This is a genomic window from Pseudomonas edaphica (assembly GCF_005863185.1).
Lineage (GTDB): Bacteria > Pseudomonadota > Gammaproteobacteria > Pseudomonadales > Pseudomonadaceae > Aquipseudomonas > Aquipseudomonas edaphica.
This window is the reverse complement of sequence record NZ_VBVZ01000179.1, coordinates 1-10,453: the sequence shown is the minus strand read 5'-3', so window position 1 is coordinate 10,453 and position 10,453 is coordinate 1. Positions and strand designations below refer to the sequence as shown.

At 60.1% G+C, this 10,453-nt stretch carries 12 protein-coding genes; 3 read left to right on the top strand and 9 right to left on the bottom strand.

Going from position 1 to position 10,453, the window contains the following annotated elements:
* The 5 genes from FEM54_RS14080 to FEM54_RS14060 form a co-directional block, all read right to left on the bottom strand.
* On the bottom strand, nucleotides 1-186 hold a 186-nt coding region (locus FEM54_RS14080; protein ID WP_138451485.1), incomplete at its 3' end, for a hypothetical protein.
* Nucleotides 187-447: 261 nt separating this feature from the next.
* A complete protein-coding gene (locus FEM54_RS14075) occupies nucleotides 448-747 on the bottom strand; it encodes a DUF3144 domain-containing protein (RefSeq protein WP_017136956.1) in 300 nt (99 codons plus the stop codon).
* Nucleotides 748-840: 93 nt separating this feature from the next.
* Entirely contained in the window at nucleotides 841-1,386 is a 546-nt protein-coding gene (locus tag FEM54_RS14070) for an ATP phosphoribosyltransferase regulatory subunit (RefSeq protein WP_026013702.1), read from the bottom strand.
* Between the two features lie 291 nt (nucleotides 1,387-1,677).
* Nucleotides 1,678-2,373 carry a tRNA (adenine(22)-N(1))-methyltransferase gene (locus FEM54_RS14065; RefSeq protein ID WP_138451483.1) on the bottom strand — a complete coding sequence of 232 codons (696 nt, stop codon included), beginning with the start codon at nucleotides 2,371-2,373 and terminating at the stop codon, nucleotides 1,678-1,680.
* Between the two features lie 13 nt (nucleotides 2,374-2,386).
* On the bottom strand, nucleotides 2,387-3,097 hold the full coding sequence (locus FEM54_RS14060) for a FadR/GntR family transcriptional regulator (protein WP_099548970.1): 711 nt from the start codon (nucleotides 3,095-3,097) through the stop codon (nucleotides 2,387-2,389).
* 350 nt (nucleotides 3,098-3,447) lie between these two features.
* Here FEM54_RS14060 and FEM54_RS14055 point away from each other — a divergent pair, with 350 nt between their 5' ends.
* Nucleotides 3,448-4,809: an MFS transporter gene (locus tag FEM54_RS14055; RefSeq protein WP_138451480.1), complete on the top strand. Its 1,362-nt coding sequence runs from the start codon at nucleotides 3,448-3,450 to the stop codon at nucleotides 4,807-4,809.
* Nucleotides 4,810-4,827: 18 nt separating this feature from the next.
* The gene (gene gudD, locus FEM54_RS14050) at nucleotides 4,828-6,153 is read left to right on the top strand and encodes a glucarate dehydratase (RefSeq protein WP_138451478.1); all 1,326 of its coding nucleotides are present in this window, start codon (nucleotides 4,828-4,830) and stop codon (nucleotides 6,151-6,153) included.
* On the opposite strand, the gene FEM54_RS14045 is transcribed toward gudD, so the two are convergent.
* From FEM54_RS14045 to FEM54_RS14030, 4 genes are all read right to left on the bottom strand, one after another.
* Nucleotides 6,122-7,072: a DHH family phosphoesterase gene (locus FEM54_RS14045; RefSeq protein WP_138451476.1), complete on the bottom strand. Its 951-nt coding sequence runs from the start codon at nucleotides 7,070-7,072 to the stop codon at nucleotides 6,122-6,124. The genes gudD and FEM54_RS14045 overlap by 32 nt on opposite strands.
* A gap of 134 nt (nucleotides 7,073-7,206) precedes the next feature.
* On the bottom strand, nucleotides 7,207-7,581 hold the full coding sequence (locus FEM54_RS14040) for an addiction module antidote protein (RefSeq protein ID WP_138451474.1): 375 nt from the start codon (nucleotides 7,579-7,581) through the stop codon (nucleotides 7,207-7,209).
* Between the two features lies 1 nt (nucleotide 7,582).
* Nucleotides 7,583-7,885: a type II toxin-antitoxin system RelE/ParE family toxin gene (locus FEM54_RS14035; protein ID WP_017136964.1), complete on the bottom strand. Its 303-nt coding sequence runs from the start codon at nucleotides 7,883-7,885 to the stop codon at nucleotides 7,583-7,585.
* Between the two features lie 139 nt (nucleotides 7,886-8,024).
* The gene (locus FEM54_RS14030) at nucleotides 8,025-8,948 is read right to left on the bottom strand and encodes an ABC transporter substrate-binding protein (RefSeq protein ID WP_138451472.1); all 924 of its coding nucleotides are present in this window, start codon (nucleotides 8,946-8,948) and stop codon (nucleotides 8,025-8,027) included.
* A 272-nt stretch (nucleotides 8,949-9,220) separates the two neighbouring features.
* On the opposite strand from FEM54_RS14030, the gene FEM54_RS14025 reads away from it, so the two are divergent.
* Nucleotides 9,221-10,453: acyl-CoA dehydrogenase family protein (locus FEM54_RS14025; RefSeq protein ID WP_138451470.1), on the top strand; the 1,233-nt coding region annotated here is incomplete at its 3' end.

Below are 10,453 nucleotides of genomic sequence, written 5' to 3'. Positions count from 1 at the left end.
GGCCAACAGTTGGTGCACGCCGGACTGCTCGCTGGTAATCACGTTCAATTTGCCGCGATAGTCCGAGCCAATCATCCAGAGGCTCCCGGCCAGGGGCAGCATGAACAGGAAAAACAGCACCTGGAATTTGCGCGCAAAACCGAGACGGCCGAGCAAATGGATACCGGGTGATAAAAGAGTGTGCATGGCCGACCGCTCCCAAAAACAAGCTGGAAATGACTAGAAGCAAAATGCCATGTCATTGATTAGCTTGGTTCTAGCAAGATACGGGCCGTTGCAGGAGGGGCCGGAGATAGGCGGTGCGGCAATCAAAAAGTGCGCGGGCGTGCGCAAAAATGGGGCAAAAACACTCAATGACGAGAGTGAAACGGTAACTGTGGGCGCCAGCTTGCCTGCGATGGCATCCGCTGGGGCTGCCAAGCTCACAGCCCCTCCCCCACCACCCTCTTAATCCGCCACTTTCACCCGCATGTACTGACTGAAATTATTGATGTGATCATCCAGGTTATCCTCAAGCATCATCCTGTACTGATCACAGAAATACTTCAGCATCGCCTCACGGGCCTCGGCCATCTCGGCGCCGGACTTGAAGTTGCGGGCGCTGGCCCAGGCATTGAAGCGCGTGGTGCCGAACATCATCGAGGCGCTGACCTCACCGAGGTTTTCACAGGTCTTGAGCTGCTCGTTCGACAGTTCGATATGCGCATCTGCGCGGTCGTAGAAGGCTTGGTCGGTGGTCTCGGCCATGGCAGGGTTCCTGGGTCAGCAAAAGAAGGCGGCTATTGGAGCATATTCGAGGCCAGCAAAGCAGGCGCCTCCCACTGGGAGACGCCTGGTGCTTCACGCCAACGCCAGCACCAACCGCTCAAGCCCGATACCGAAGCCCGCGCCTTCACGGTAAGCCCCGCCGCCCACGACTTGCTGTTGCGCACCCAATGTCGGGCAGCGCACCTCAAAGCCGTTGCCCTCCAGGTAGTAACTCAGCCCACGTTTCACGGCCAGGTTCAGCGCATAGTCGAGCCCCAGCGTGTCCAGAAACCCAGTACACAGGGCCTGGCTGCGCTGCAACGCCAACCCAGGGTCAGGGCTTAGAATCTCCAGCCCCAGTTGAGTGAACTCACGATAACGGCCGGCTTGCGGCCGCTCATAGCGATAACACCGCGCCACGTAAAAAAACATCGCCGCCGCGCGCCCCTCGAGCAAGTCGGCGTTGCGCTCCTGGAACAGCGCAGTGGCTTCCGGGATCAGGCAGCACTTGCGGCCCGCCTTGTCATCGAAGGCCCACATCTGCCCGATGATTTCACTGCCGCCGGTTTTTTCGATAAACGTGTCCTGGCCCCAAAGAGCCGGCACGATGACTTCTTCAGCGCCCGCTTCGATGAAGATAGCTCCGGAAACGGCCCTCTACTTCACGCATCGTTGCGGCTTCTTTGCCGGTGACCATTCGGGTTCCACGTAGCATTGTCATGGGTTGAATCTCCAGTGTTTGCAGGCAAAAAAAAGGCGCCATAGGCGCCTTGGGTGGGGTTCATTGAGTGATCAGTGGGTCTGGTCAATCAGTGAGCGCAAGCAACCACGGCACCTGAAGCAAGGTCCGTGGGGATGATGGCGGTTGCTTTGCGAAAATTGAGTCATGGGCAGATCCTTGCACATGCGTAGGAAAAGTTACAAGTCACTTCACGCCAGCAGCTCGGTAATCCACCGCGCCTGCCGGGCAATTTCTTGCAGTTTTTGCTCCGGCACCGACTGGCGTGCCTGCTCAAAACTGGCCAGGGTCTTGTGCTTCTGGCGCAGCATCCGCTGCCACTTGGCCAGGAACTCCGGGCTGCGGGCTTGCATTTGCAACGGGCCAAAGTACAGCTGCTGATCGGTATAGGTCACGGCGCCTGTGCGCTCGGCCACGATGATCTCGTAGTAAAAGCGGTTTTCCCGCAGCAACTCTTCGCTGAGGATGCGATAGCCGTTGTCCATCAGCCATTGGCGCAAGGGTTGCTCGCCACCATTGGGTTGCAGGACCAGGCGTTCCTGGCCGCTGAGGTGCACCTTGCCGTTGTCGAGGATGTCGCGGATCGTCTCGCCGCCCATGCCACAGACGCTGATCGCGGTGATCCCATCGCCCGGTTCAATCGCTGCCAAGCCATCGGCCAGGCGCACGCTGATGTGTTGCTCCAGGCCATTGTCGCGCACGGTGCGTTGGGCTGCGTAAAAGGGTGTGGTCGCCACTTCCCCCGCCACCGCTGCCGTGATCACGCCACGGCGCATCAAGGCCACCGGCAGGTAGCCGTGGTCCGAGCCGATGTCGGCCAGGCGCGCGCCAGCGGGCACGTTGGCGGCCACGCGCTCCAGGCGCATGGACAATGTGTGTTCGTTCAACGGTGGTTCCTTGTCATTCCCCGGAAAACCGGTCCCGGCTGTTGGTCAGGTGCAGCACCATGGCGGCCCGCGCCGCGTCCGGGTCCTGGCGCTTGATGGCATTGAAGATCGCCTCATGCTCAAGGTTCGCCAACTGCCCCAGCTTGGCGAAGTCGGCCCCGCCGCGTTCGACGCCCTTGACCTGGGTGCGCGGGATCATCGCACTGCCCAGGTGCAGCATGATTTCGGTAAAAAAGGTATTGCCGGTGGCCTCGGCGATCAGTTGATGAAAGCGCTTGTCCTCCTCCACACAGCTGTCGTTGCTGGCCAGCGAGGCCTGGTAATCGTCCAGCGCCTGGCGCATGTGTGCGAGCTGTTCGTCGCTCCTGCGCAGCGCGGCCAAAGCCACGGCTTGCACCTCCAGGCCCAAGCGCAGCTCGAGCATGTTACGCACGCTGGCGACCGTGTCCACATGCAAACGCAAACCTTGCTGGGCGTGCTGCACCAACACAAAGGTGCCGATGCCGTGACGCGTCTCCACCAGCCCCGACGCCTGCAGCTTGGAGATCGCCTCGCGCACCACTGTGCGGCTCACGCCATGCTCCAGCACGATGCTGGACTCGGACGGCAATTTTTCACCGGGTTTGAGCTGGCCCAGCAGGATGCGCTGGGTCAGCGCCTCGACCACACCTTGGGCGAGGTTATTGGAACGTTTACGCACAGGGTTTGCGCTTTCAATGGGCATCACTATGGGTCCACGGGGTTGGCTGAGGGGAGCTTAACACCCTGCCCCGAGTAGGCGCTGGCTTGATTCATAAAGCTCACAACTTGTATGACAACCAACCAGAATGACGCAATGCTCGCTGGCCCTTGCGGGCCGTGCGTGAAGGTAAAGATCGCGACAACTACATCGCCGATCGATCTATACACCCAACAAACGCTAGACAAATAACCAAAACACACAACCAATCAGCAGCCTTATAAGAACAAAAACAGTTGCAGGTGCATTGCGAACTCAAGAAAACCACTTGTATGATGTCTGGCAACAAAACACGCAAACCCGCATAAAAATAAATCAGGGGGAGTTTTTTAATTGTGAACAATTCAAACCACGCATCTGCCGCTCCAGAAAGTGATTCGGTCCTCACGCGCGCCGTGAGCAAAGTGAAGGGCCACGTGCTCCCACTGTTCGTGATCATGTTTATTCTCAACTACATCGACCGGGTCAATATCGGCTTCGTGCGCACACACATGGAGCATGACCTGGGTATCGGCGCGGCCGCCTACGGCTTGGGCGCCGGGTTGTTTTTCATCGGCTACGCGCTCTTTGAAGTGCCCTCCAACATGCTGCTGCAAAAGGTCGGTGCGCGCATCTGGCTGACCCGCATCATGTTCACCTGGGGCATCGTCGCCACGCTGATGGCGTTCATCCAGAACGAAACCCAGTTCTACGTCCTGCGCTTTCTGCTGGGCGTGGCCGAGGCGGGGTTTTTCCCTGGGGTGATTTACTATTTCACGCGCTGGCTGCCCGGCGTGGAGCGCGGTAAAGCCATCGCCATTTTCCTCAGTGGCTCGGCGGTTGCGTCGCTGATCTCCGGCCCGCTGTCGGGAGCACTTCTGCAGATAGAAGGGTTCGGGTTTCACGGCTGGCAATGGATGTTTGCCATCGAAGGCCTGGCTTCAGTGGCGCTGGGCTTTTTTGTGTGGTTCTGGCTCGACTCCAAACCCCACGACGCCCAATGGCTGACCCGCGAAGAACAGGACGCGCTGGTGGGCGCCATTGACCAGGAACAGCGCGAGCGTGAGGCGCTGACCACCATCAAACCGACCATTGCCAAGCTGCTCAAGGACCGCCAGATCCTGCTGTTCTGCGCCTTGTACTTCTGCATCCAGCTGACGATCTACGCCGCGACCTTCTGGCTCCCTAGCATCATCAAGAAGATGGGCGATCTGAGCGACGTGCAGGTCGGCTTCTTCAACTCGATCCCGTGGCTGATCTCGATCATCGCCATGTACGCCTTCGCCGCGCTGTCGGGCAAGTTCAAGTTCCAGCAAGCCTGGGTCGCCGCCGCGCTGTTGATCGCCGCCGCCGGCATGTTCATGTCCACCACCGGCGGGCCGATCTTCGCCTTTGTCGCGATCTGCTTTGCGGCCATCGGGTTCAAGTCCGCGTCCTCGCTGTTCTGGCCAATCCCACAGGGTTACCTGGATGTGCGCATCGCCGCTGCAGTGATCGCGCTGATCAACTCCATCGGCAACCTGGGCGGCTTCGTGGCGCCTACGACCTTCGGCTTTCTGGAGCAGACCACCGGCTCGATCCAGGGCGGCCTGTATGGCCTGGCCGGCACCTCGGTGCTGGCGGCCATCCTGGTGTTTTTTGCCAAGACTTCGCCTTCTGCCGTGCTGGCGCCGCCGAGCGTTGCAGCAACAGGCACCGCTATCAGCAAACCTCTTTAAGCTTATTAGGATCCTGCCATGACCACGCCCGTCGTCACCCATTTCCAAGTCGTTCCCGTCGCCGGCCACGACAGTATGCTGCTGAACCTGAGCGGCGCCCATGGGCCATTTTTTACCCGCAATATCGTGATCCTCAAGGACAGTTCGGGCAACACCGGTGTCGGTGAAGTGCCCGGTGGCGAGCGCATCCGCGAAACCCTGGAGGACGCCCGCAGCCTGGTGATCGGCCAACCCATCGGCCAGTACCAGCGCATCCTCAACCAGATGCGCACCACCTTTGCATCAAGGGACGCCGCCGGCCGTGGCCTGCAAACCTTCGACCTGCGCATCACCATCCACGCCGTCACCGCCATGGAGGCCGCCCTGCTCGACCTGCTCGGGCAATTCCTCGAAGTGCCCATCGCCGCCCTGCTGGGCGAAGGCCAACAGCGTGACGCAGTAAAAATGCTCGGCTACCTGTTCTACGTCGGTGATCGCACGGCCACCGACCTGGCCTACCGCAACGAGGCGGACGCCGATGACGAGTGGTTCCGCCTGCGCCATGAAAAAGCCCTGACCAGCGAGGCCGTGGTGCGCCTGGCCGAAGCCGCCAAAGCCAAATACGGCTTCAACGACTTCAAGCTCAAAGGCGGCGTATTGAGTGGCGATGAAGAAATCGAAGCGGTGACGGCCTTGGCCGAGCGCTTCCCGGACGCACGCATCACCCTCGACCCGAACGGCGCATGGTCACTGAAAGAAGCGATCCGCCTATGCCGCGATCAACACCACGTGCTGGCCTACGCCGAAGACCCCTGTGGCGCAGAAAACGGCTACTCGGGCCGCGAGGTCATGGCCGAATTCCGCCGTGCCACCGGGCTTAAAACCGCGACCAACATGATCGCCACCGACTGGCGTGAAATGGGCCACGCGATCCAGCTGCAGTCGGTGGATATTCCCCTGGCCGACCCGCACTTCTGGACGATGCAAGGCTCGGTGCGCGTGGCGCAGATGTGCAATGAGTGGGGCCTGACCTGGGGCTCGCACTCCAATAACCACTTTGATATTTCCCTGGCGATGTTCACCCAGGTGGCCGCCGCCGCGCCGGGCGACATCACTGCGATCGACACCCACTGGATCTGGCAGGACGGCCAACGCCTGACCCGGGAACCGCTGAAAATCGAGGGCGGCTACGTCAAGGTGCCGAGCAAACCGGGCCTGGGCGTGGAGATCGATATGGATGCCGTGGCCAAGGCCCACGAACTGTACAAAGGCATGGGCCTTGGGGCGCGGGACGACAGCGTGGCGATGCAGTTTTTGATACCGGGCTGGGCCTTCAACAACAAACGGCCTTGCCTCGTACGCTGAGGTCTTCGCGTGCGGCAGCCAGGGCCAGCTTCACCAGCTCCTTGCGCTGCATCGCACGCCCAAGCACGGCCTGTGTACCTTGCCAATCGAGCGACAGCAGCAGGCTCAGCTTCTGCTGGCTGAGAGAAGGCTCGGCCAACCAATAGCTCTTGCGCTCGCGGATGCTGATAGCGTTCAACAGCCAGTCCTCACCTTGCGCCGCCAGCCATTGTTCAATGGCTGCGTGATGCCGCTGGAGCAACCCCTGCGCATCCCACACCGTCATTTGCGCAATGAGCTGCGGCAGGTTGCGCGTGGCCGTCATGTGTTTCATATCAGCCGCCAGGGCGACCTCAAGGTCGGCTTCGATCGCAGCCTGGCATTCGCTGAAATAACGCTGCGGCCAATCCGCCGTCAGCCCCGCCCGCCGCGCCAGCACCTCGTAGGCCCAGATATCCAGGGATGCGGTCATATTTCCGGTGAAGTTCAGGGTATTGTCCAGAATCGCCGTGGCCAATAACGCAGCGCTGTGCCGGCTGATCTGCGGCAGCAGGCCGGACCTTTCCCAACGCTGGAAAACCAGCGTTGCCGCGGCACCGATTGGCCGGATATCAGCATCCGCACCCAGCTTCTGCGCCCAGTGGATTTCAAAGCCTGGATGATGGTCAATCACTTCGCACACCTGATCGAGTACCACGACCGGGTCAAAATGATGGTAGTCGGAGACATCCACCAACACGAACTCATCGTCGGCGCCGGGTTGGTAATCGTCCAGCGAGGCCTTCCAACCGAGCACACTGGCGCAAACGCTGAAATTGAGTGGCGCACTGCTGACCGCACGCGCTTGAACACCTTGGTGATTCAGCAGTTCAGCGTAGGCTATGCAGCACGCATAAGCGTCTATATCCAGATAAGCAGAGCCTGAGGTCACGACCCTCATGATTAAGTCTCCTTGAAGTACAACTCAGGCGCGGTCCGGTGCCGTGTGTTTTTTGGCTAGGGAACGTTCGCATCAGCGTGTGACAAGACCATGACTTCAAGGAGAAAGATACTGTGAAAACTGACAGTTGCTGATTATTGTCCGTTGTGCCGCGGCATTTTTTTGCTCGCGCCAGCTGCAACGGGCTGCACAGTCAGCTCAACGCCTAACGCCAGCATCAGCTTCTTGATCGTTTCAAAACGTGTTTTGGAGCCGCCCTTCAGGGTTTTATACAGACTCTCGCGATTGACCCCCGCCGCCTCGGCCACCTTGTTCACACCCTGGGCCTTGGCGACTTCAGCCAGCGCCTTCATGAGGATCTGCGGGTCCTGGGACTTCATGCTTTGTGCCAGATAAGCACTGATGATTTCCGGGCTGTCGAGGAAGCGCGAAGCTTCGTAGACGCTGGTGCCGGATGTATCAAGATCGAGGATCGGCATGTCCTCGGGTTTGAATGTCGAGTTGCTCATTTCATTTACCTCTCAGGGCATCGAGAATCTCTTTTGCCCGCTTTATGCCTCTTTTTTGGTCGGTTTTATCACTGCCCCACAGCATCAGGTAGGCCGTGATGCCCGTGCGTACAAAATAAATCCTGTAGCCAGGCCCGACGAATACACGCATTTCACTCAGGCCGTCACCGGCCGGCTCGCAATCGCCAAAATTGTTTTCTTCGGCGCGGTCCAGGCGAGTCAGCACCGCCGTTTTGCCCCATAGATCCTTCATACCGTCGAGCCATGTATCAAACTCCGGCGTCCTGCCGATCGAATTGGTCAAAGTCTCACCTGTAGCCTACTGGCTACTCCATACTGATGCTAGTGAATTTTTTATTCCGGCGCCAACCGGAACAAAAAACCCTAGCTCAGCCCCCGTATCAACAGGCGCCCGAGACTATTAGCGCGTGTTTCGTCCGCGTTTAAAGGGCCTGATCAAACAAGGGCGTCACGTCATAAGGCTGTTTGAGCATCTGCGCATCGACCAGGAAATCCGCCGTGGCCTGGGCTTCGCCGACAATGGTCGGGGAGATCGGCAGCACCTTGATCGCATCACGCTTGAACCACACCTTGGCAATCTCCGGTGCAGATTGGTTGGCCTTCGACCACGCCTGGGCATACTCATCAACGTGGCTGCTGCTCCACACCCGCGCACGGGTGAGACGCGCCACAAAATCTTTGATAATCGCGCGTTTCTGCGCCAGCGCCGGCTCATACGCAACGATGTAGGTCGGCGCGCTCATCAAGCCTTTGGCATTGCGGATCAGGGTGTTGCCCTCTTTTTCCTGCAACGACACGTAGGGCTCCCAGGTGCCGAAGGCATCGATGTCGCCCTGGCTCAGCGCCAGGCTCGCTTCGGCTGGCAGCAGGTATTTGAAGGTCACGCTGTTGCGTGGCACACCGGCTTCATCCAGGGCCTTGTAGGCCAGTTGCTGGCTCCATGAACCGTTCCAGATCGCCACCGTTTTGCCCTTTAGCTCGGCCACCGAATGAATCCCTTTGCGCGCCACAATGCCCACGCCATCGAGGCTGGTCTGGGTGCTGGCGACCACTTTCACCGGCGCGCCATTGGCGGCGAGGCTGATCACCGGCGTATCGCCGACAATGCCCACGTCCAGCGCGCCACTGGCGACCGCCGAGGCCACCGGGGAGCCGGTATTGAAGCGTTTGAAGTCGATTTGATACGGCAGGTCTTTCAGCTCGCCGGACAGCTCCAGGACGATGCGATTGGAGAAGAACTGGTCACCCACCGTCAGGGTCTGCGGCGCTGCCGCCCACACCGATGGGCCATGCAGTGTCAGCGAGGCCAGGCCCAGCACGGCAAGCAAATTACGACGATTGATCATAGGAGGAATCCACACAGTTAATGGCTGACTCAACCATCTGTGGGCGTGCAGTCTGGCAATGAGAGAAGGGTTTTGGCAGTCGCCGAGCGTGGCGCCCGTAGAAGCTAACGCAATAAAAGCGCCGGGTTTAATACTGTTGTGCACTATCGATAGAACCGCCTAACAGTGGGTTAGCTATTTTTCGTATTAAAAGTTTGCTGCCCACTGAGTTAGGGTGACGCCACCAGACCACTGGACCCCGCGCCTGAAACCCTTTCTGCAAGGTCCATTGCATGTCGACTCCCGTATTGAATATCTGGGGCACTGCGCCCTCCGCCCGTTACGAACAACTGGCCGCTCCGTTTCGCCCGCTGTTTGCGCAGATCCTGGCACACGCTGCCGAGGCGGATCAGACACGCGCCAGCCTGGCGACAGTGATCCAACAGCTCAACGCTCTGGGTTTGCCACGCTGGCGATTGCCAGTCAGTTACGGCGGGCAAGGCGCGACCTTCGCTGAACTGCTTGCGCTGCTGACAGAGCTTTCCGCCGCCGACTCCAACATCACCCAGGCACTGCGTGGGCATTTTGGCTTTTGCGAAGACGTGCTATGCGCCAAAGACCGCGACTGGCGCGCCCAATGGCTCGACCGCCTCGGCCAAGGCGCCCTGCTTTCCCCAGGCAGCACCGAAGTCGGCAACCAGGCCCGTGGCGATTTCGGCACCCGCCTGCACCGCCACACCGATGGCACACTGCGCATCAGCGGCAAAAAGTTCTACACCACCGGCGCGCTCTACAGTGACCTGATCAACACCGTGGCCACCGGCGAAGACGGTGTGGTGTACAGCCTGGTGGTCGACCTCAAGGCGCCCGGTGTGCAGATCATCGACGACTGGAATGGCTTCGGCCAACGCCTCACCGCCAGCGGCACCTGCCTCTTCGACAACGCACCGGTGGTGGATGACGATGTGCGCCCCACCACCCAACGCTTCGCCTATGGCCAGTCGTTCTACCAGATCTACCACCTTGCCACCCTGGCCGGCATCGCCCGCCGCGCCGCGCTCAGTGGCGCCGCCGAACTCAGCCAGCGCGCCCGCACCTTCACCACCGGCAACGCCGACACCGCTGCCCAGGATGTGCAATTGCTGCAAGTGATTGGCGAAGTCGCCAGCCAAGCCTACGCCGCACAGGCCATCACCCAGCACGCGGCGCAGCGCCTGGATCAGACAGCGCAGTATGTGATTGCGCGAGACCGGCCGCTGCAGGATGACGACTCGCAGGTTGCGTTGGCGGAATTGGAGGTGTGCCTGGCGGTCAATCCCGTGGTGGATGCAACACTGGCGGCGACCACCGGGTTGTTTGACGCACTGGGCGCCAGTGCCACGGCCAGCGACAAGGCGCTGGACCGGTTGTGGCGCAATGCGCGCACGTTGGCGAACCATAACCCGCGGGTGTACAAGTCGCGGATCGTCGGTAATTACCTGGTGAATGGGTTGCTGCCGCCGGCGCAGTGGCGGGTAGGTGTGGCC

Bases quoted from the DNA above. Each gene is read 5' to 3' on its own strand.
- FEM54_RS14075 (WP_017136956.1), bottom strand. From the start codon at position 747: ATGGCCGAGACCACCGACCAAGCCTTCTACGACCGCGCAGATGCGCAT.
- FEM54_RS14060 (WP_099548970.1), bottom strand. From the start codon at position 3,097: ATGCCCATTGAAAGCGCAAACCCTGTGCGTAAACGTTCCAATAACCTC.
- gudD (WP_138451478.1), top strand. From the start codon at position 4,828: ATGACCACGCCCGTCGTCACCCATTTCCAAGTCGTTCCCGTCGCCGGC.
- FEM54_RS14045 (WP_138451476.1), bottom strand. From the start codon at position 7,072: ATGAGGGTCGTGACCTCAGGCTCTGCTTATCTGGATATAGACGCTTAT.
- FEM54_RS14040 (WP_138451474.1), bottom strand. From the start codon at position 7,581: ATGAGCAACTCGACATTCAAACCCGAGGACATGCCGATCCTCGATCTT.
- FEM54_RS14030 (WP_138451472.1), bottom strand. From the start codon at position 8,948: ATGATCAATCGTCGTAATTTGCTTGCCGTGCTGGGCCTGGCCTCGCTG.